Origin of the sequence: Nocardia sp. NPDC005998, assembly GCF_040614395.1 — a bacterium.
In the GTDB taxonomy this organism is placed as follows: Bacteria; Actinomycetota; Actinomycetes; order Mycobacteriales; family Mycobacteriaceae; genus Nocardia.
In genome coordinates this window covers 86,164-105,070 of the sequence record NZ_JBEXUI010000014.1, presented here as the reverse complement: position 1 = coordinate 105,070, position 18,907 = coordinate 86,164, and the positions used below count along the sequence as shown (strand labels likewise).

23 protein-coding genes and 1 pseudogene are annotated in these 18,907 nt (G+C 65.3%); 16 read left to right on the top strand and 8 right to left on the bottom strand.

From position 1 onward, the window contains the following. Window positions 1-161: 161 nt before the first annotated feature. Entirely contained in the window at window positions 162-719 is a 558-nt protein-coding gene (locus tag ABZ293_RS20650) for a DUF2165 domain-containing protein (RefSeq protein ID WP_355182834.1), read from the top strand. A gap of 66 nt (window positions 720-785) precedes the next feature. On the opposite strand, the pseudogene ABZ293_RS20645 reads toward ABZ293_RS20650, so the two are convergent. Together ABZ293_RS20645 and ABZ293_RS20640 are read right to left on the bottom strand one after the other, a co-directional pair. Next, a pseudogene (locus ABZ293_RS20645) lies at window positions 786-1,355 on the bottom strand (phosphoribosyltransferase); the annotation flags it as partial. Window positions 1,356-1,671: 316 nt separating this feature from the next. Then, complete coding sequence (locus ABZ293_RS20640; protein ID WP_355182832.1) at window positions 1,672-1,824, bottom strand: hypothetical protein; 153 nt, start codon at window positions 1,822-1,824, stop codon at window positions 1,672-1,674. Between the two features lie 216 nt (window positions 1,825-2,040). Between ABZ293_RS20640 and ABZ293_RS20635 the strand changes: the two genes are divergently transcribed. The 6 genes from ABZ293_RS20635 to ABZ293_RS20610 all read left to right on the top strand — a co-directional run bounded on the left by ABZ293_RS20635 (window position 2,041) and on the right by ABZ293_RS20610 (window position 5,948). Continuing rightward, window positions 2,041-2,466, top strand: a complete 426-nt coding sequence (locus tag ABZ293_RS20635; protein ID WP_355182830.1) for a hypothetical protein — start codon at window positions 2,041-2,043, stop codon at window positions 2,464-2,466. Then, complete coding sequence (locus tag ABZ293_RS20630) at window positions 2,463-2,762, top strand: SH3-like domain-containing protein (RefSeq protein WP_355182828.1); 300 nt, start codon at window positions 2,463-2,465, stop codon at window positions 2,760-2,762. Before ABZ293_RS20635 ends, ABZ293_RS20630 begins: the two co-directional genes overlap by 4 nt. Next, complete coding sequence (gene scnC / locus ABZ293_RS20625) at window positions 2,759-3,469, top strand: thiocyanate hydrolase subunit gamma (protein ID WP_355182826.1); 711 nt, start codon at window positions 2,759-2,761, stop codon at window positions 3,467-3,469. Before ABZ293_RS20630 ends, scnC begins: the two co-directional genes overlap by 4 nt. Then, window positions 3,466-3,795 (top strand): ScnB, encoded by a 330-nt coding sequence (locus tag ABZ293_RS20620; RefSeq protein ID WP_355182824.1) that lies wholly within the window; start codon window positions 3,466-3,468, stop codon window positions 3,793-3,795. The genes scnC and ABZ293_RS20620 overlap by 4 nt, the downstream gene beginning before the upstream one ends. Before the next feature lie 249 nt (window positions 3,796-4,044). Continuing rightward, on the top strand, window positions 4,045-5,202 hold the full coding sequence (locus ABZ293_RS20615) for an FIST N-terminal domain-containing protein (RefSeq protein ID WP_355182823.1): 1,158 nt from the start codon (window positions 4,045-4,047) through the stop codon (window positions 5,200-5,202). Beyond that, window positions 5,199-5,948, top strand: coding sequence for a Mut7-C RNAse domain-containing protein (locus ABZ293_RS20610; protein WP_355182821.1), 750 nt, complete (start codon window positions 5,199-5,201; stop codon window positions 5,946-5,948). Before ABZ293_RS20615 ends, ABZ293_RS20610 begins: the two co-directional genes overlap by 4 nt. Before the next feature lie 173 nt (window positions 5,949-6,121). Here ABZ293_RS20610 and ABZ293_RS20605 read toward each other — a convergent pair whose 3' ends face one another. Next, on the bottom strand, window positions 6,122-6,799 hold the full coding sequence (locus ABZ293_RS20605; protein ID WP_355182819.1) for a FadR/GntR family transcriptional regulator: 678 nt from the start codon (window positions 6,797-6,799) through the stop codon (window positions 6,122-6,124). Window positions 6,800-7,005: 206 nt separating this feature from the next. Between ABZ293_RS20605 and ABZ293_RS20600 the strand changes: the two genes are divergently transcribed. From ABZ293_RS20600 to ABZ293_RS20585, 4 genes are all read left to right on the top strand, one after another. Then, the gene (locus tag ABZ293_RS20600; protein ID WP_355182817.1) at window positions 7,006-8,487 is read left to right on the top strand and encodes an amino acid permease; all 1,482 of its coding nucleotides are present in this window, start codon (window positions 7,006-7,008) and stop codon (window positions 8,485-8,487) included. Beyond that, on the top strand, window positions 8,484-9,551 hold the full coding sequence (locus ABZ293_RS20595) for an asparaginase domain-containing protein (RefSeq protein WP_355182815.1): 1,068 nt from the start codon (window positions 8,484-8,486) through the stop codon (window positions 9,549-9,551). The genes ABZ293_RS20600 and ABZ293_RS20595 overlap by 4 nt, the downstream gene beginning before the upstream one ends. Window positions 9,552-9,564: 13 nt before the next feature. Further along, the gene (locus ABZ293_RS20590; RefSeq protein WP_355182813.1) at window positions 9,565-10,968 is read left to right on the top strand and encodes an aspartate ammonia-lyase; all 1,404 of its coding nucleotides are present in this window, start codon (window positions 9,565-9,567) and stop codon (window positions 10,966-10,968) included. A 450-nt stretch (window positions 10,969-11,418) separates the two neighbouring features. Continuing rightward, window positions 11,419-11,904, top strand: coding sequence for a YbhB/YbcL family Raf kinase inhibitor-like protein (locus ABZ293_RS20585; protein WP_355182811.1), 486 nt, complete (start codon window positions 11,419-11,421; stop codon window positions 11,902-11,904). A 351-nt stretch (window positions 11,905-12,255) separates the two neighbouring features. On the opposite strand, the gene ABZ293_RS20580 is transcribed toward ABZ293_RS20585, so the two are convergent. The 4 genes from ABZ293_RS20580 to ABZ293_RS20565 all read right to left on the bottom strand — a co-directional run bounded on the left by ABZ293_RS20580 (window position 12,256) and on the right by ABZ293_RS20565 (window position 14,430). Then, window positions 12,256-12,741, bottom strand: a complete 486-nt coding sequence (locus ABZ293_RS20580) for a hypothetical protein (protein WP_355182809.1) — start codon at window positions 12,739-12,741, stop codon at window positions 12,256-12,258. A gap of 145 nt (window positions 12,742-12,886) precedes the next feature. Beyond that, on the bottom strand, window positions 12,887-13,102 hold the full coding sequence (locus ABZ293_RS20575; protein WP_355182807.1) for a hypothetical protein: 216 nt from the start codon (window positions 13,100-13,102) through the stop codon (window positions 12,887-12,889). A 538-nt stretch (window positions 13,103-13,640) separates the two neighbouring features. Continuing rightward, window positions 13,641-14,030 (bottom strand): hypothetical protein, encoded by a 390-nt coding sequence (locus tag ABZ293_RS20570; RefSeq protein ID WP_355182805.1) that lies wholly within the window; start codon window positions 14,028-14,030, stop codon window positions 13,641-13,643. A gap of 241 nt (window positions 14,031-14,271) precedes the next feature. Then, entirely contained in the window at window positions 14,272-14,430 is a 159-nt protein-coding gene (locus ABZ293_RS20565) for a hypothetical protein (protein WP_355182803.1), read from the bottom strand. 95 nt (window positions 14,431-14,525) lie between these two features. On the opposite strand from ABZ293_RS20565, the gene ABZ293_RS20560 reads away from it, so the two are divergent. Then, a complete protein-coding gene (locus tag ABZ293_RS20560; protein WP_355182801.1) occupies window positions 14,526-14,972 on the top strand; it encodes a hypothetical protein in 447 nt (148 codons plus the stop codon). A 187-nt stretch (window positions 14,973-15,159) separates the two neighbouring features. Here ABZ293_RS20560 and ABZ293_RS20555 read toward each other — a convergent pair whose 3' ends face one another. After that, a complete protein-coding gene (locus ABZ293_RS20555) occupies window positions 15,160-15,792 on the bottom strand; it encodes a hypothetical protein (RefSeq protein WP_355182799.1) in 633 nt (210 codons plus the stop codon). Window positions 15,793-15,972: 180 nt separating this feature from the next. On the opposite strand from ABZ293_RS20555, the gene ABZ293_RS20550 reads away from it, so the two are divergent. From ABZ293_RS20550 to ABZ293_RS20535, 4 genes are read left to right on the top strand one after another with little or no spacing between them, the layout of a single operon-like run. Continuing rightward, entirely contained in the window at window positions 15,973-16,176 is a 204-nt protein-coding gene (locus ABZ293_RS20550) for a helix-turn-helix transcriptional regulator (protein ID WP_355182797.1), read from the top strand. Continuing rightward, window positions 16,169-16,837 (top strand): XRE family transcriptional regulator, encoded by a 669-nt coding sequence (locus ABZ293_RS20545; protein ID WP_355182795.1) that lies wholly within the window; start codon window positions 16,169-16,171, stop codon window positions 16,835-16,837. Before ABZ293_RS20550 ends, ABZ293_RS20545 begins: the two co-directional genes overlap by 8 nt. Before the next feature lie 56 nt (window positions 16,838-16,893). Next, the gene (locus ABZ293_RS20540; RefSeq protein WP_355182793.1) at window positions 16,894-17,742 is read left to right on the top strand and encodes a tryptophan 2,3-dioxygenase family protein; all 849 of its coding nucleotides are present in this window, start codon (window positions 16,894-16,896) and stop codon (window positions 17,740-17,742) included. Window positions 17,743-17,765: 23 nt separating this feature from the next. Further along, entirely contained in the window at window positions 17,766-18,656 is an 891-nt protein-coding gene (locus ABZ293_RS20535) for a PaaX family transcriptional regulator C-terminal domain-containing protein (protein ID WP_355182791.1), read from the top strand. Window positions 18,657-18,907 lie beyond the last annotated feature (251 nt).

Here is an 18,907-nt window from a genome sequence, read left to right as displayed (position 1 = left end):
TTTCCGCAGATCGCCGCTTCGGCACGCCGAGTGAGATCAGATTCGGTGCCGTCACCGAGCCCTGGGCCCGCCTGCGTCCTTCCCAACCATGAAGTCTCCTCGACCCGTTCGGGTGGTTCGGATGGTCGAACATGGAGTCCAGTCGATCCGAGGAAGGTCATATGGAACCCAGCGGCACAAGGATTCTCGACGTTGTGGGCAGCCGTCGGATGGCGGTGGCGGCGTTGGCGACGATCACGGGGTTCTACTACCTGTTCGTCGCATTCACCAACTGCGTGGACACCGATACCAACCGAAACGCGGTCGCCGCTGTGCTGTCGATGAAATCGACGATCCACAATGCCGGAACCGATTGGCGAGCGATCACGAATAGCAGCGTCGCCCTGATCGCCTACATCCTGATCGTCATCTGGGAATTTCTGATCGCCTTCGTACTGCTGGCGGCCGCAGCGGTATGGGGCCGAGTACTGACCGGACGGCCGCGCCGACTTCGGGCGGGTCTCGACACCGCGGTGAAACTGTCGAGCCTGGGCTGGACCATGGCAATGCTGCTGTTCGCGGGCGGGTTCCTCACGATCGCGGGCGAATGGTTCCGGATGTGGGCCAACAAGCAGGTGAACGCATCATCGGCGGCGCTGCAGAACTTCCTGATCGCCGCCGTCGGCCTGATCCTCGTTCACCTTCCGGACTCGAACACACCGCGGGATACGCCCGCGTGACGCGGGTGCAGCCGCAGGACAGAGAGCCGCAGTCGAGGACGAAAGCCACCGCGGTGGACCAGGTGCTCAGGCACTCGCAACGCTGAGATGGCGGCGGAACCAGTCGAGGGCCAGATCCGCGACCTGCTCGAGTGCGCCGGGCTCCTCGAACAGATGCGTCGCGTGCGGTACGACGTCGATCTCGCTCGGACACGGCATCCGCAGCCGGGCCTCCTGATTGAGCTCGAGCACTCGCCGGTCGTTACCACCGACGATGAGCAGCGTCGGCACGCGCACCAGCGCCAACCGCGGACCGGCCAGGTCGGGGCGGCCGCCACGAGAGACAACGGCGGCAATCTCGATGCCGGGTTCGGTGGCTGCCCACAGCGCCGCACCAGCTCCGGTGCTCGCGCCGAAATACCCGGCGGGAAGCTCGCTCAGCTCCGACCGCGTGCGCAACCAACGGGTCACCTCGACAAGCCGATGGGCCAGCATCTCGATATCGAAAACGCAGGCACGATCTCCCTCTTCGTCCGCGGTCAGCAGGTCGACCAGCATCGTCGCGAGTCCCGCACGATTCAGAACATCGGCGACGAACCGATTTCTCGGACTGCGCCGACCACTACCACTGCCGTGCGCGAAGGCAACCAGTCCTGTGACGTTCTGCGGGACGGCCAGTATCCCCGCCAGCCGAATGGAATCCGACGGCACTATGACCTCGTCTGTCCGTGTCAAGGGATCGGATGCAAACGACTGCATCGAACACCTCCTGGTATCCGGACTACCCGACGATTCGGTCATGCACAAGGGGTTGGCATGGTCGCGTCCGGCATGCTGACTGCTCGGGCTCCGACGACGACCGAGCTGATGGGTCGGGGCCTGCGACGGCTATCTCAGAGTTTGCGGCTGGCTCGGGCCAGGCTGGTTTCGATGCGGCCCAGGATCTCGATGGCCTCGGATTGCTCATCGTCGGTCAGGGAGTCGGGCCCGCGCTCACCGCGTGATCGCGGCCGCCTGAGCGACCCGGGTCACCACCTCGCGCGGCGGTGGTGACCTGGGCGGTCGCGGCCCGGAGCAGCGTCTTCAGCAACCCGATCTCGGCGTGTACGCTCTCAAAGAAGATCATGTAATTGTGACAGGGGTCACAGCTCCTGCCGCCAGTCTCGTTGTGCCAGATCGTCGAACCAGTCGCCCTATTGGAGTTCCATGGCGCTCGTTCACACACCCGTCTCGGCGAGTGCAGGGGTTCGTTCGGCACTCGGGCATCGTTGCTCGATAGCCGGGTGTGTGCCGTATGCAATCACCCTGTCGGGGAAGCCGGACCCGTCACTACGGAGACCTCATGAGTTCACCGAACCGATTCGACGAAATGCAAAGTCGCGTTGCGGATATCGCTCCAGTGTTCCGCACGCCGCTGGACTCGCCGTACGAGATTTCGAATGAACTGTTCGCCGCGCTGCGACACGTCCTGCACGACGTCGGCGGACAGCCGGATGTACCGATCGAATACCAGGAAAAAGTCGAAGAACCCTGGGAGATGAACACCTACGTCACGTGTGAGTGCCTCGGCTGGCGTGGTGTGTGGAATTCCGAGGAACGCCGCCGCGCCGAGAACGACCTCGGCGCGACGCTGTACTTCGGTCTGCCCTACTACGCGCGCTGGGCGACTGTCGCCGCGAAGTGCCTGATCAACAAGGGTTTGATCACCCCGGACGAACTGTCGGCGAAATTGGACGAGGTACGCGCACGGCTGGCGGCGCGGACATGACAAGGAAATACCAGATCGGCGATCGCGTCCGGGTGCGCGACGCGACATCAATGTTCCACACCCGCACCCAGGCCTACACCCGCGGGCGAACAGGTGTCGTCGTCGAGAACCGGCCCGAGTGGGTGATTCCCGAGGACGAGGCATGGGGACGCGATAACGGCCGCTTCGAACCGTTCTATGTGGTGCGGTTCCGCCAGATGGACCTGTGGCCCAACTACACCGGCTTCGACGTCGACACCCTGGAGACGGAGGTGTCCGAGCACTGGCTCGAACCAGCGGAGGAGGATGGCAAGTGAGTCGAACCCACGATCACGGGGCGCACGCACCGATCCAGACGAGCGGCGAGATCAGCGAGTTCGAGGTCCTGGAGACCGCGGTTCGCGAACTCGCCATCGAGAAAGGCCTGTTCTCACAGGAAGACCACCGACGGTTCTCGGAATGGGCCGAATCGGTCGGTCCGCACGGCGGTTCGAAACTGGTCGCGAAGGCGTGGACGAATCCGGATTTCAAGGCGCGCCTGCTCGCCGACGGGACCGAGACGTGCAAGGAAGTCGGCATCGACTGGCGTGACCCGACCGGCTCCGGAACGCCGAGCGACTACACCTATTTCTACGTGCTGGAGAACACGCCCAAGGTGCACAACGTGATCGTGTGCACGCTGTGTTCGTGCTATCCGCGGCCGGTTCTCGGGATGTCGCCGGACTGGTATCGCACCCCCAACTACCGTCGGCGCCTGGTGCGTTGGCCCCGGGAGGTGCTCGCCGAATTCGGCCTGCACTTCCCGCCCGACGTCGAGGTCCGCGTGCACGACTCGAACCAGAAGTCCCGTTTCATGGTGATGCCGATGCGCCCCGCGGGCACCGAGGGCTGGACCGAGGAACAGCTCGCGGCCATCGTCACCAGAGACACGATGATCGGCGTGGCACTGCCCCAGGTCGACTGGACCGCACAGATGCCGCCGAACCAGGTCCAGGCCGCCACGGGCAAGGACGGGCAGCGATGAACAATAGTCCCTACGAAGTCCTGCTGGATACGCTGGACCCCGCGTCCCGGAGCGAGCGCACCTTGCCGGAGCTGGACCGCAAGCCCGACCCGTGGGAGTCGAGCATGCAGGCAACCTGCGAATGCCTGTCCTGGCGCGGCACATTGGACAACCTGGAACGCCGCCATGCCGAGGATGCGCTCGGTGAGACGATCTACCACGACTTTCCGGTACGGACCCGATCGGTCGTGGTCACGGCGCACACGCTGATGGATCGTGGATTGATCACCCCGGAGGAACTGCGTATGCGGATGGAGGCGGTTCGGACGCGGTTCAACCGGGACTAACCCCTCCTGCGGATTCGTGGTGTCCGTGCGGTTCGGAGCGGCCGGGATCGCAATGGGTTCCGAAACGGTCTAGCTCGGCCGGGCGGTGACCTCGACCTCGGCATTCCCAATAGGACCAAAGGCACCTCCACTACCACGCACTCGACACCCACCACCACTCCGACGCGGTAGCGGCGAACTCCGCGTTGACCGAAATTTGTTGTGCGGCAACAGTTCCTACACTCTTATAGCGGTCGCTAGGATGGAGGGGTGCGGATCGGAGTCGGACTCTCCACCGCGCCGCAAGCGCGGCAGGCGGGCGTGGAGGCCGCAGCGATCGCACGCGACCAGATCGCGGGCGAGTCGCCATTGCTTGCTGTGCTACTGGCATCACGCGCACACACCGACGAGGCCGCGGCCGTACTCGCCGGAGTCCACGAGGCGGTGCGGGTGCCCGCACTCGTCGGATGTGTGGCGCAGGCGATCGTGGCGGGTCGCCGCGAGATCGAGGACGAGCCCGCGGTGGCGGTATGGCTGGCATCCGGATTGCCCGCCGCCGCCGAGACCTTCCAGCTCGACTTCGTCCGCACGACGGCCGGAGGGCTACTCGCGGGCTACCGCTTCGACAAGGCCGCACGCGATTTCCATCTGCTGCTGCCGGACCCGTTCTCCTTCCCCGCCGACATACTGCTGCAGCATTTGAACGCGGACCTGCCCGGCACCATCGTGATGGGCGGGCTGGTGAGCGGCGCGCAATGGCCCGGCGGCAGCAGGCTGTTCTGCGACCATGACGTGGTGACCTCCGGCGCCGTGGGCGTGCGACTGCCCGGCCTGCACGGTGTCCCCATCGTGTCGCAGGGCTGCCGACCGATCGGGTACCCATACATCGTCACCGGCGCGCGCGGCGCACTGATCACCGAACTGGGTGGCCGCCCACCGTTCGATCGGTTGCGCGAAATGGTCGAGGTGCTGCCGCCCGACCAGCAGGAACTGGTGACGCGCGGGCTGCAGATCGGAATCGTGGTCGACGAGCACCTGGCAACGCCCGGACAGGGCGATTTCCTGATCCGTGGCCTCCTCGGTGCCGACCCGTCCAGCGGCGCCATCGAAATCGGTGAGCTCATCGAGGTCGGTACGACCGTGCAGTTCCAGGTCCGCGACGCGGTCGGCGCCGACGAGGATCTGCGGGCGGCCCTGGTACACATGGGTACGGATCTGCCGGGCCGCCCGGCCGGTGCATTGCTGTTCACCTGCAACGGACGCGGTCGGCGGATGTTCGGGGTCGCCGACCACGATGCCGCGACCATCGAGGACCTGCTCGACGGCATACCGCTCGCCGGCTTCTTCGCTGCGGGCGAGATCGGTCCCATCGCGGGCCGCAATGCGCTGCACGGATTCACGGCGTCGATGGCGGTCTTCACCGAATGAGCGTCGATATGCGGGTCTACGCCGAGCTGAACGACTTCCTACGGCCCGGCGAGCGATACACGGTGCAGCGCAGACAGTTTCGTCCGCACCAGACCGTGAAGGATGTCATCGAGGCGGCTGGCATCCCGCACACCGAGGTCGACCTGGTACTGGTCAACGGGCAACCAGTGGCCTTCGACCGGCGTCCGCACGACGGCGATCGGATCACCGCCTATCCGGTGTTCGAGAGCCTGGATATCGGCCGGGTCACCAGGGTGCGCCCACATCCGCTGCGCGAGCCGCGCTTCGTCGCCGATGTCAATCTCGGCGGCCTCGCCAAGCTGATGCGGCTGATGGGCCTGGACGTGCGCTGTCCATGGGACGCCGACGATGCCGCACTCGCCGAACTGTCGGCGGCCGCGCACCGGATCCTGCTCACCCGCGACCGCGGATTGTTGAAGCGGCGCAACGTAACTCACGGCGTGTACATCCGCTCGGACCAGCCGGTCGATCAGATCGTCGAGGTGATCCGGCGGCTCGACCTCGGCGCGCAACTTGCACCGTTCACCCGCTGCCTGCGCTGCGGTGGCGCCGTCGTCGCGGTCGCCAAAGCCGAGGTCGAAGCTCTGCTGGAACCGCTCACCCGGCGCCATTACGACACGTTCCGGCAGTGCCGCGGCTGCGGGCGGGTCTACTGGCAGGGCTCGCACCAACGTCGGCTCGATGCCACGGTGGAGAAGATTCGCAGCGAGCTGACTCGATCCTGACACCGGGCGGCCGGGCTATTTCGACACCGACACCGCGGCCGGAATCTACTGTCATCGGCTATCGTCGCGGCGCTGGCGGCGATGGCCGAAGTCCGGTAGCGACGGAAGCGGTGCGGCGGGCTTGGTGAGCAGCGATATCACCGAGCTGGTTCGGTCGCACGGAGCGTTGGCGCTCAGGCGCCGATGCGGGCCACCGTCGCGGCCACTCGCTCCAGGTGATCGGTCATTGCGGCGCGTGCGGACTCCGGCGAACCGGCCTCGATGGCGCGGACGATGGCGTCGTGCTCGTGGTCGGAATCGGTACGGCGGTCCTGGGTCAGATTGAGGAATTCCGATTGCAGGTCCAGCGCGCGGCGGGTGTCGGCGACCATGGCGGTCAGCATGGCGTTACCGCTGGCCGCCGCGATGGCGGTGTGCAATTCGCCGTCGTAGCGCACCCAGTTGTGCGCATCGGTGGCCGTCGCCAGCTTGTCGAGGATCTCGAATAGCAGTCGCAGCTGGTCCGGCGTGCGCCGCTCGGCGGCGAAACCGGCGGCCGGTATCTCGACGAGCCGCCGCGCCTCGATCAGGTCATCGGCGCCGACACCCGCGAAGGTCGGCTGGGTATCGGCGTTCTTGGAGAGGATGAAAGTGCCTCGGCCGGTATGGGTTTCGGTGAGTCCGAGGATCGCGCACGCATGCAGTGCCTCACGGACCACCGGCCGGCTCACGCCGAACTGCTTGGCCAACGCCAGCTCCGCGGGCAGGCGGTCGCCCACCGCGTAGTCCTCGCTCTGGATGAGACTCTTGAGCCGACGAAAGACCGCCTCGGTGGCGCCGATGCGCTGCACGTACCCCTCTTCGACCGTCACGCGACCAGTATGGAGACTTCCGCGATACGACGTCAAAATGCTCGTTCCAGCGGGTAACGGCCACCGACGGACCCGGCGTTGACAGTCGCTGTGACCCCCATTACAGTCAACCTGTCTTACAGCCTGACAGCCTTACTCCTGAGCGTTCCGAACAGCGCTGAGCCCGCCCATCCGCGGAGGCTGGATCCGGCCCATGGAAGGTTTCGATGCACGACCACGAACAACAGTCGACCGCCACCGCCGCCGCGCCCGAACCGCGCATCGATATCGGCGACCTCGGCTACCAGAAGCGGCTGCGCAAGCGCCACATGCAGATGATCGCGATCGGCGGTTCGATCGGCACCGGGTTGTTCCTCGGCGCCAGCGGCCGAATGGCGCTCGCCGGTCCCTCCCTCGCCCTCGTCTACATCGTGTGCGGGATCTTCACGTTCATGGTGGTCCGCGCGCTCGGCGAACTGGTGATGTACCGGCCGTCGTCCGGCGCGTTCGTCTCCTATGCCCGCGAATTCCTCGGTGAACGCGGCGCGTATTCGGTGGGTTGGCTGTACTTCCTGAACTGGTCGACGACGCTCGTCGCCGATATCACGGCGGTCGCGCTGTACGCGCACTTCTGGTCGTTCTTCGTACCCGTACCGCAGTGGGTGCTCGCGCTGATCGCGCTCATGGTCGTCGTCGGGCTCAATGTGGTGTCGGTCCGGCTGTTCGGCGAGCTGGAATTCTGGTTCGCACTCGTCAAGGTCGGGACCATCGTCGTATTCATGGCGTTGGCCATCGGGTTCATCGTCACCGGAACATCGGTGGGCGACAACGTCGCCGGCATCTCCACGATCACCGACCACGGCGGGCTGTTCCCGCGCGGCCTGGCGCCCATGCTCACCATCGCCCTCGGGGTGGTGTTCGCATTCGGTGGTACCGAGATGATCGGTGTCGCGGCAGGCGAATCCGATAATCCCCGGGCCGTGGTGCCGCGCGCGGTGAACTCCATCATGTGGCGGATCATCCTGTTCTACGCCGGGTCGGTCATCCTGTTCACGCTGCTGCTGCCGTGGACTGCCTACTCCCCCAGTGAAAGTCCGTTCGTCACGGTGATGAGCTCGGTCGGCATCCCGCACGCGGGCGATGTCATGAATCTGGTGGTGCTCACCGCCGCGATGTCGAGCCTGAACGCGGGGCTCTACGCGACCGGCCGCACCCTGCGTTCGATGGCGGTGGCGGGCGCGGCGCCGCGCTTCGCGCAGCGGATGAATCGCAGCGGCGCACCGTACGGTGGGATCCTGATCACCAGCGTGGTCGGCATTGCCGGGGTGGTGCTCAATCTGGCCATGCCGCACAAGGCCTTCGAGATCGTGCTGAATCTGGCCGGACTCGGCATTGTCGGCACCTGGGCCTCGATCATGATCTGCCACTGGATCTTCGTGCGCAGAGCCCAGCAGGGACACTACGACCGGCCCGCCTTCCGGCTGCCGTTCGCGCCGGTGCTCAACATTCTCACGCTCGGCTTCCTGCTCGCAGTGATCGTGCTGATGTTCTTCGACGACGAGATCGGCCGTATCACTCTGGCGGCGTTCCTGCTCGTCGTCGCCGCCATGGTCGCTGGCTGGTTCCGGGTTCGCGGACGGCTCGATCCGGATGTCCTCGCCCCCATCGAGCGGCCCGGCACCGCCGCGGACGGATCGGTGCACGGGTGAGCGCTCGCGAGCTACCGGTTGCGACTGCGCCGCAACTTCTTTCGCCGGTCACTGTCGACATCCTCTACACCGGTGGCACGTTCGGGATGGTCGATCACGGTGCTGGTCTGCGACCCCGCCGCGGCCTCGGCAGTGAGATCGCTGATGTCGTCACACAATTCGAGCGCACCAGCGGCATCGCGGTGCAATTCGAGTACACCGAGCTCGAGCAGGTCATCGACAGCGCCGATGCGGGCGCCGGCACCGCGTGCCGAATCGCCGAACAGGTGCGCTCCGGTATTGCGCGCCGGCGCCCCGACGGGGTCATCGTCGTGCACGGCACCGACACGATGGCCTATGTGGGCGCGCGGATGGCATTCGAACTGCACGATCTGAATGTGCCGGTCGTGCTCACCGGCGCCCAGATCCCGCTGGGTCGGCCCGGTAGCGATGCCGGGAGCAACCTGTCGCTGGCGCTGAACCACATTGCCGCCCAACCAGTTCCGGGAACTTGCATCGCATTCGGCACATCACTGCATCCCGCCGTGCGGGCCAGCAAACGCGCCTGCGACCACTACGACGGATTCACCACGGTCCGGGAATTCACACCGCCGCCGACCCCGCCCCGGCTGCCCGAGCGGCGGCCGCGCGCGGACAGCCCACCGGTCGGATTGTTCGCCGTATTCCCCGGAATGGATCCGGACCTGCTCGACGCGGCACTGCGCCACTATCGGGGCGGACTAGTCCTCGAATGCTACGGCTCCGGCACGCTGCCGCAGCACGGTGACGCCACATCGGCGGCCATCCGGGCGGCAACCACACGCGGGACTCCCGTGGTCGTCATCACCCACTGTGACAGCGGCACAGTGGATCTCGACCGCTATCAGCCCGGCCGGGCCTTGCGCGCCGCCGGTGCCATCGGTGGTGGCGATATGACCAGGGAGGCCGCGCTCGCGAAGCTGGCGTATCTGGTCGACCTCGGTATCTCCGGCAGCGGGCTGCGCCGGTGGATGACTGCCAATCTGCTCGGCGAACTCTCGAATCATCATGCGACACAGTCGATCCCGAATCCAACACACAACTGAACAGGAGCTATCGATGATCGAAAGCACGCGCACCGAACGCGATTCCCTCGGCACCCGAGCGGTACCGCGCGAAGTCTACTGGGGCGTCCACACCGCCCGCGCGCTGGACAATTTCGCCATCACGGGCGACCGCATCGGCAACTATCCGGCCCTGATCACCGCGCTCGCCGCGGTCAAACAGGCCGCCTGCCGCGCCAACCGGGACCTCGGCCTGCTCGATACGCGCCGGGCCGACGCGATCGATAGCGCCTGCGACGAGATCCGCGGCGGCGCACTGCACGACCAATTCCCCATCGATCCCGTCCAGGGTGGGGCCGGGACCTCGACGAATATGAATGCCAACGAGGTCATCGCCAACCGTGCGCTGGAACTGCTCGGCCACGACCGTGGCACCTACACCGAACTCGACCCGCTCGATCACGTGAATCTCGGCCAGTCCACCAATGACGTCTATCCGACCGCGGTGAAACTCGCCGTCGTGCACCACATCCACGACCTGGTCGCCGCATTGGGCCGGTTGGCGACCGAATTCGACCGCAAGGCAATCGAATTCGCCGATGTCATCAAGATGGGCCGCACCCAGCTGCAGGACGCGGTACCCATGACGCTCGGGCAGGAGTTCGGCACCTTCGCCATCATGGTGCGCGAGGACTGCGCCCGCCTCGGCGAGGGCACCGCGCTGCTGCGCGAATGCAACCTCGGTGGCACGGCGATCGGCACCGGGATCAACGGCCACCCCGACTATCCGGCGCTGGCCTGCACCCATCTCAGTGAACTCACCGGTATTCCGGTGATATCGGCCGCCGACCTCATCGAGGCCACCCAGGATTGCGGCGCCTTCGTGCAGGTCTCCGGGATCGTCAAACGCGTCGCCGTCAAGCTGTCCAAGATCTGCAATGACCTGCGGCTCATGTCCTCGGGGCCGACGACCGGCCTCGGTGAGATAAGCCTTCCCCCGGTCCAGGCCGGGTCCTCGATTATGCCCGGCAAGGTCAATCCGGTCATCCCGGAGGTCGTCAACCAGGTCGCGTTCGCGGCCATCGGCAACGATATGACGGTCACCATGGCCGCCGAGGCGGGACAGCTCCAGCTCAACGCCTTCGAGCCGATCATCGCCTACAGCATGCTGCGCACCACCGCACATCTGACCGCAGCCGTCGACACCCTCGCGACCAGATGCATCACGGGCATAACCCCGCACCGCGAACATCTGGAACAGGGCGTCCGGCGCTCGATCGGCATTGTCACCGCCCTCACCCCACACATCGGATATGCCGCCAGCGCCCGAATCGCCAAGCAGGCATTGCATACCGGCCGCCCCGTCGAGGAGATCGCCATCGAACTCGGCCCGCTTTCGGCCGACACCGTGAAAGCCCTGTTGGCACCGCACCGCCTCGCCGGACTTTCGCGGCCATGACCTGGGACGACGCGCCGCCGCAGGGGTAATTCTGAACCCCTCGGGGTCGACTGGAGCACAACGCACGGCTGTTCCTGCGCCTGGCCCGCGACTTCGGCGACGGCCAGGACACCCCCATCGTCCCGTGCATAGTCGGCGACTCGCTGAAGGCGCTGGAACTGTCCATGCACTGCTGCAGCAGCGCGGTATCAACGTCAATCCGATCCTGTGCCCCGCCGTCCCGGACAACCTCGCGCGCCTGCGGTTCTTCGTCACCGCACACCGAGGATCAGATTCGCGACACGGCCGATGAGCTGGCGCTGCTCTGACCTGCCCGATGATCGATCGCCCAGCGCGGCGGTTTAGCAGGTCGCTCAGTGGTAACTCGCACAATGCCCCTGCTCGGCGAGCGCGACCGCCGCGCTCCGATCCCTCGCGGGCAACGCAAGCACAATCGACGGGAGGAAGACGATGCCGAATCCTGGTAGCCACGTGCAACGGACCCCGGTGCGGGCCGAGCTGCGCAGTACCGCATTCAGCGACCACACGACAATTCCCGAGCGCTACTCATACGACGGCGGAAATGTATCCCCGCCGCTGGAGTGGCACGGCATCCCCGACGATGCCGCGGAGTTGGTCCTGCTGTGCGAGGACCAGGACGCGCCGGGTGGCGTATTCACACACTGGGTCCTGACCGGGATCGCACCGGCTACGACCGGAGTCGGTGCGGAAGCGGCACCGCCCCGGGCCGTCGCCGGTCGCAATGACTTCGGCGAAATCGGCTGGAGCGGTCCGCGACCGCCGCAGGGCGATAGCCCGCACCGGTACTTCTTCCGCCTCTATGCACTCGACCAAGCGCTCGAGTTCACCGAGGAAACCAGTGCCGATGTGGTCCGATCGGATATCACCGACCACGTCATCGCCAGCGGCACCCTCGTCGGGCTGTTCGCCCGCTGACTCGCCAACGAGCCCGACCGGTCGGCGTGTGAATCGGCCCGGGCGCAGTACCACCCGCACCGGGTGCGACGGAGACATCCGTAGCGGGACGGCGAGCCGTCCGGATTCGGGAATCGCTCCCGAACGGCAAGGAGGCAGGGTGCACGATCACGGTCGCCGTCGCGGCCGATGCGTCGTTCGATATCGAAGTCGCCACAGCAGGCGCCGGGGCAGCTCGGCACCGGCCGTCGACACCTGCGGCTTTGGGTACCGATGTCGCCGCGGCGGTGCTGGCCCATCCGCGGTGACCGCACCGGCGGCGGCGCAGGGTGCCCGGTGATCCGCCGATGGGCATGCTGTGCGATTCGCGGATCACGCGCGCACGTGCAGTCCGAAACCCGTGCGGCCCTTGGCTTCCAGACCCTCGCGCAGGCGCAGGGCAGGCAGTTCGTAATCGCCGCCGTTCTGCGTGCGGAAGGCGATCGGATCGGTCTGTTCGATCGATAGCAACCGCTGCTCCCATGCCTTGGCTACATCGGTGAAGTCCGCTGGCGATACCCGGTCCGCGCCGTATGTCACGAACGGCGGCAGCACATCCATACCGGGGTAGTAGAGGATGCCGTGCTGGATCGGGAAGAGCAGATCGTCGATGGGGCCGTTGATTCCGCGGTCGGTGTAATGCGGTTCACGGCCAGCAGGACCACCCTCGGCCCGCGAACCCGTGGCAATACTGGAGGGATGGACGATCTCTCCGACTTCCTGCGCACGCGGCGATCCCGGGTGGATCCGGAGTCGGTTGGCATTGCCACCGATGCGCGCCGTCGAGTCGCGGGATTGCGCCGGGAGGAGGTCGCGCACCTGTCCGGGATGACATCTCGGTTACGCACTCTTTAAGCGCTGGCATGCATTCCGGACGTGCCCAGCGTGATTGGATGGAAAGCCCCATAGGGGCGCGGCAGCCTTTCGAGGCGGAGGCACCGATGAGACTGGACCGGCGACGAGATCACAGCAGGATTACGAGCCCCCACAGCACACCCGTCAGGACGAGGAGCAGCAGCGGGATCATTCTTCTGAGCTCTGGCCAGTTCGGACGCCAATAGCGTTGCACCACAGGCATGGTCTGCAACCTGCGCGATAACGGAGGGATGCGGTAGACGATGATCAATAACGCCATCAACGCAACATCCAGGACCGCCAGCACCAAGACTAGGTTCGTCATCGTGTCTCACCCTCGCGACTTGACAATGATTTGCCTTGCAGCCTAAATGGATTGGCAAGTTGCTTCCGTTCGTAGGCGAGTGGTGCGGGCAGAGACGGGAGATGCGGCAGGTTCTCTTACTTGGGTTCCGGTTTCTTTTTATTTTTCTTTCTCTCCCGGGGCTCCCGACTTTTCTCACTCGTCTACATGAACCATCAAGCTTGCAGCACAACAGATTTCGCGGTACAGATCGGATTCCCCGCGCATCCAGCGACGCACCCCGGCAGGTACGTACGGCGGTTCAGGAGTGGGGCGGCGAATCCGGCACGACCGAGAGCCCCACGGGTGCCGGGATCACCGTGACGAAAGTCCTCCCGTCTCGAGGTCTGTTCTGGAACGGGCCTACATGCATGCGAAAGAGCCCCTTAGCAGCTCGAGCACAGAAGTGGAACACGTTATCGCAGTGTCGGCTGCGAGCGGTGCACTCCGGTATGACCGATACTCGGCAAGACAGGACCTTCCCGCTGCCTGCGCCGATCCTCCGGCGGTGAGGGAGCAGCTACTCTCCTCGCCAAGGCAAGCCATGGAACGCGAACACAGCCTTGCCCTGCTCCAACACGCTCACGACCATCTCGGCCGGTGCCGGAGCGAAGATGTCCACCACCTCCAGCTCCGCACCTCGCCGATCATGGTCGAGAACGTATGCCCGTCGACCATTGTCGAACTGTCGCAACATGCCCGACGGCCACACATCCGGACGAGCGCCCTGACAGCACAACAGCTGGCCCCGCTCCTCGAGATACTCGCGGACAGCGAGCAGGCAGCTCAGGTAGTCATCATCATCCGACCCGAACACGCCATGACCCACCAACTCCACCCGCACCACCGACGGCTCCCCCAGACGAAGCACGACCGGCCAGAGCACGCCCGCGGAATCAACCGCTGTCAAGTTCACAACCTCCGACATCCCACTCCCATCATCGCCGAGGATGCTACCCACGCTGATCTTGGACCGGCGTCCGCTCATCAGCTATTACAGGGCGCGTTCAGGTGCCGTCGCCGTGATCGGTCGGCCTCGCGGATCTAGAACGCGTTCTCTCAGTGGATCACCTTGCTGCTGGTGGCCCTGTGACTGGAAGCGCGGTGGTCCTTCGACGATGGCAAACGACAAGCTGGAGCGAGGGGCCGCGTTACTGCTCAACGAACGGTCGGACCGCCCACGGAGGACGAACTCCGTTTTCGATCGCGTCCGCGAGCAGCATCAGGATCAGCTCTCGATATTCGATTCCGACCGCGCGGGCGGCAACGGGCAGGTTGCTGTGCCGCTGCACGCCTAGAGTCGTGTCCACCTCTAACGCGTATGCCACACCAGCCGTTCTGGACTGCTGCCGACAGCAGTGGCGGGCGGTTGATATGCGTTCGTCGGTACTGGTTGGATCACGTGGTGAGCAACGGGTACCCGAGACTCCTGGAAGATCGAGATGTTCTGGTGGTCCGTGGCGATGAGCAGAAGCGTGCTCTGGTACGAGGTTGGCTCGACGGCTATGACGGGCCGCTGCCGCGCTACCGGATAGAGCTGTTCTTGGGCAAGGACCTGTATACAGCGACGGCTATGGACATGTTCGAGGCGCTGGTCCGGCTGCGCCGCCAGCTCGAGCCGAAAGGATGGATGGTCGCGGTGCAGGGGTCACGCCGGGACACCTATCCGAGTGGGATGGGGCGTGACGTGGGGGGTGGGAGGCGCATTTACGTGATGCGCATGGGGCGTGCGGCAACATCGAGCGACCTCGTGGACACGCTTGCCGACGCAGCGCTGGACCAGCTAGCGACGATCGCCGAGCAAGAGGCATATCGCGACACATGGCATGCCGCACCCAAACACCGACCATGAGCGGCGGACCGGCACGTCACGCACGTTCCGCGAATCGGACAACCCCTTCTGCCGCGAGCCCGGACCGCCCGGGCGCCGACTCCGCGCCCCTGGAAGCCAAACTCGCCTCCTTCGGGGGTCAGTCACAGTTTTTCGGACCGGTGGGCGCGCCGTCGGCAGGTGCCGGAGCGGGCCGGATCGACCGCGGTCAGCTGACGAGTTTTCCTGTGAGGTCGTAACGCACGGTCTTCGAGAGACCTTTGTCCTTGTCGACCATCACGACGGCCTCGATAGCGGGTGTGGTGTCCTTCAGATTCTTGACGGCGCCGACGCCCATAACGAAGCCGCCGGGCGCACCCGCATCGCCGAGCGCAGCGCCTTGCACCTTCACCAACACCTGCGGCAAGACCGTGTCACACTTGAAGATCCGCTGCGCCGCTTGCTCGGGCGTGAGCGCCACAAACACCTCGGCCACCGAAACCACCTGCGACTGCGGATCATAGGTGTAGGTGGTCATGCTCTTGTCCTTGTCGGGGGTGAGCATCCCGACGACGAGCGATCGTTCCTGGTTGTGAGCGGTCGCGAGTTGGGCCGTCACATTCATGCAGTAGGCAGGCGGCGCACCGATCTTTGTATTGATTGCATCCAACGCCTTGGTCAGATCTGCCGCCGACCATGCGTTCTGCGGTGCGGCGGCCACAGCACTGGACGGGGCTGCGGACGCGTTGGAGGTGGTCGACGCCGAGGTAGTGGTGCTATTCGAGCAGGCGGTTGCGATGAGCGTCACCGCAGTGATCCCAAGGGAAACTGCCCCCACCCGGCGAGCTTTGAGAATCGTCATGCTCAGAAGCTAGATCAACGACGAGCTGAACTTTCCCATCACAGGGAATCCGACATGTCGGATGTCTTCGATCTTGGGAGCTGGCGCGGCCGCCGTTCAGGGACGCTTGCTCCATCGGACGGGACTTCCTGGTATCGGCAGGACCACCATCGCCCGCGCAGCCCTGGCAATACTGAAGAGATGGACGATCTCTGCGACTTCCTGCGCACACGGCGGTCCCGGGTGGATCCGGGATCCGTCGGCATTGCCGCCGATTCACGCCGCCGAGTGGCCGGATTGCGCCGGGAGGAAGTCGCGCACCTGTCCGGAGTGAGCGTCGATTATTACGTGCGTTTGGAGCAGGGGCGGGCCCGGCAGCCGTCGGCGCAGGTGCTCGATGCGTAGGGTGCTCGGCCTCGACGAGGTGGAGCGCGAGCACCTGCACCGACTGGCACGCCGACCGCAGCGCCCGACGAAGTCGGCACCGAATGTCCGCATCCGCCCCGAGTTGCTGCGGGTGCTCGATCTCATTCCCGACGCACCTGCGTTCATCGTCGATCACCGCCTCGACGTGGTGGCGGGCAACCGGCTCGCGGAACTGTTGTACGGGCGCAGTCCGATGAAGGGTCTGAATATCGCCCGGCACATCTTCCTGGACGACCCGGACGACGAGGGCCGCTCGCTCTATGCCGAATGGGATGTCTGCACCCGCGATTCCGTCGGCCACTTGCGCCTGGCCGCGGGCAAGTATCCGGACGATCCGAAACTGTCGGCCCTGATCGGTGAACTGGCCGTGCACAGCGACCGCTTCCGCAAACTGTGGGCCCGCGCCGATGTCCGCTCCCGGACCCATGGCCGAAAAGCCTTCGCCCACCCTCTGGTCGGCACCTTGGACCTACACCAGGAAAACTTCGCTCTCCCTGAGGAAACCGGCACCGAACTCGTTGTCCTGTCCGCCGAATCCGGCACCGAATCCCACGACAATTTGCGCCTGCTGGCCAGCCTCGGTGCTACGGATGCCCGGACTCTCGATCGGTCACCGGATCGCGATATGACACAACCCTAGCGGGCGTCACGATGGTGTAATACGGTGAACCGGGGACCAGGAGAACGGGGCCGCTGATGACCATTCACCGTGACGCACTCGAACACGACATCGTCACCGATTTCAGTTCCCGCATGAGCTACAGCGGCTACCTGGACCTCGATACGTTGCTCAGTGCGCAGCATCCGGTCAGTCGACCGGAGCACCATGATGAATTGCTGTTCATCATCCAGCATCAGACCACTGAACTGTGGTTGAAGCTGGTGCTGCATGAAATACGAGCCGCGCGCACGGCTTTCGATGCCGACGATATCGGGGTTGCGCTGAAATGTATTGCGCGGGTGAAGCACATCCAGAAAACGCTGACCGAGCAGTGGTCGGTGCTCGCGACACTGACGCCCACCGAGTACGCGCAGTTCCGCCACTTCCTGGGAAACTCATCTGGCTTCCAGTCCTATCAGTACCGCGCCATCGAGTTCATCCTCGGCAATAAGAACGCGGCGGTACTCCGGGTCTTCGAATCCGATGCGGCGGCACACGATCAGCTGGCCGCGCTCCTGCGGGAACCGACCGTCTACGACGCCTTCTGGCACCACCTCGCCCGCACCGGGCTCGACGTACCCCGCTCGATGTTGGAACGGGATGTCACCGAGGCCCACACCCTCGACCCCGAACTTCTCGCCTTGGTGCAGTCCATTTACCAAGCCCCGGAACAACATTGGTCGGTGTACGAAACATTCGAGGAGCTGGTCGATCTCGAGGAGAACTTCCAGCTGTGGCGGTTCCGGCATCTGCGCACCGTGCTGCGCGTCATCGGCAGGAAAGGCGGGACAGGCGGATCCAGCGGCGCCGGATTCCTGCAACGCGCACTCGAACACACCTACTTCCCCGAACTCTTCGCCGCCCGCACCTGGACCGGACGCTGACCCGCAATGGCGGATCGAATCACATGACGGCTCAGCACCCCAACCACCGTTCGACTCGCCTCGAGCGAACGCCCGATCCGCAGCTCGCGGGCGCGGTACTCGATGACATCGACGCACGGCCCGGTAGCGCGACATCGCTGGCCCGCACCGTGCTCGGCGCGTACGTTCGCGATCTCGGCGGGTGGATCGCGATCGCGGACTTCACCGAACTACTCGCCCTACTGGGCATTCCGCCACCGAGCACCCGCACGGCGATCACCCGACTCAAGTCCAAGGGCGTGCTACACGCCGAAAGCCGTAGTGGACGTGCGGGTTATGCGTTGACCGAGCCCGCACTGGCGATGTTCGCCCGCGGCGACCCCCGAATCTTCGGATTCCGCCAGATGGTCCCTGGTGATGCCTGGCGACTCCTGTCCTTCGGCATCCCGGAATCCGAACGCGCTGCCAGACACCAACTTCGGCGACGGCTGACAGCGATCGGCTGCGGCACGGTCTCGGCGGGTCTGTGGATCTACCCCGAGCACCTCGCCGCGGAGGTCGCCGCCATCGTCACCGCCTTGGAACTCGATGCCTACGTAACCTCGTTCCGCGCCACCGACCCCGTCGTCCCCGGCAGCCTGCGACAGGCCGCCGCGCAATGGTGGGACCTGGACGATCTCGCAACCCGGCACCGAACCTTCTACCAGCGGCACCGCGACATCCTCAACGAAACTACCGACCGAAACACCTTCGCACGCTTCACCCTGATGCTCGACGAATGGCGAATCCTCCCCTATATCGACCCAGGCCTCCCCAACGAAATGCTGCCCGCCGACTGGCCGGGCCCAGCCAGCGTGCACCTATTCGCCGAGGCCCGCCAGCGCTACCTGGAACCAAGCCGCCACCGGGTGCGAACGCTGGTCGAAAAGCCCTGAACACCCCAGCCACACGACAACCCGGCAACGGCCCCGAAGCCGACGCTCGCGCGCAACCGCAACCCAACCCCCTTGGACAAGCGATCACCATGCGCTCATGCAAGTAAACACCGAGAGCCCACCTGCACCAGCGCATTCTCGGGTCCGTGATCGAATGTGATCTGGGTGCCGGTGGCGTTCAGCGGTCTGGGGCGGCTTGGGGTGGATGCGGCGATCGGCCCGCTGGGAAAGTTTTGGCAGAGAGTTGGCGG

Coding starts and splice junctions, on each gene's coding strand:
- ABZ293_RS20650 (WP_355182834.1), top strand. CDS start 162: ATGGAACCCAGCGGCACAAGGATTCTCGACGTTGTGGGCAGCCGTCGG.
- ABZ293_RS20640 (WP_355182832.1), bottom strand. CDS start 1,824: ATGATCTTCTTTGAGAGCGTACACGCCGAGATCGGGTTGCTGAAGACG.
- ABZ293_RS20635 (WP_355182830.1), top strand. CDS start 2,041: ATGAGTTCACCGAACCGATTCGACGAAATGCAAAGTCGCGTTGCGGAT.
- ABZ293_RS20630 (WP_355182828.1), top strand. CDS start 2,463: ATGACAAGGAAATACCAGATCGGCGATCGCGTCCGGGTGCGCGACGCG.
- ABZ293_RS20620 (WP_355182824.1), top strand. CDS start 3,466: ATGAACAATAGTCCCTACGAAGTCCTGCTGGATACGCTGGACCCCGCG.
- ABZ293_RS20610 (WP_355182821.1), top strand. CDS start 5,199: ATGAGCGTCGATATGCGGGTCTACGCCGAGCTGAACGACTTCCTACGG.
- ABZ293_RS20600 (WP_355182817.1), top strand. CDS start 7,006: ATGCACGACCACGAACAACAGTCGACCGCCACCGCCGCCGCGCCCGAA.
- ABZ293_RS20590 (WP_355182813.1), top strand. CDS start 9,565: ATGATCGAAAGCACGCGCACCGAACGCGATTCCCTCGGCACCCGAGCG.
- ABZ293_RS20585 (WP_355182811.1), top strand. CDS start 11,419: ATGCCGAATCCTGGTAGCCACGTGCAACGGACCCCGGTGCGGGCCGAG.
- ABZ293_RS20575 (WP_355182807.1), bottom strand. CDS start 13,102: ATGACGAACCTAGTCTTGGTGCTGGCGGTCCTGGATGTTGCGTTGATG.
- ABZ293_RS20555 (WP_355182799.1), bottom strand. CDS start 15,792: ATGACGATTCTCAAAGCTCGCCGGGTGGGGGCAGTTTCCCTTGGGATC.
- ABZ293_RS20550 (WP_355182797.1), top strand. CDS start 15,973: ATGGACGATCTCTGCGACTTCCTGCGCACACGGCGGTCCCGGGTGGAT.
- ABZ293_RS20545 (WP_355182795.1), top strand. CDS start 16,169: ATGCGTAGGGTGCTCGGCCTCGACGAGGTGGAGCGCGAGCACCTGCAC.
- ABZ293_RS20540 (WP_355182793.1), top strand. CDS start 16,894: ATGACCATTCACCGTGACGCACTCGAACACGACATCGTCACCGATTTC.
- ABZ293_RS20535 (WP_355182791.1), top strand. CDS start 17,766: ATGACGGCTCAGCACCCCAACCACCGTTCGACTCGCCTCGAGCGAACG.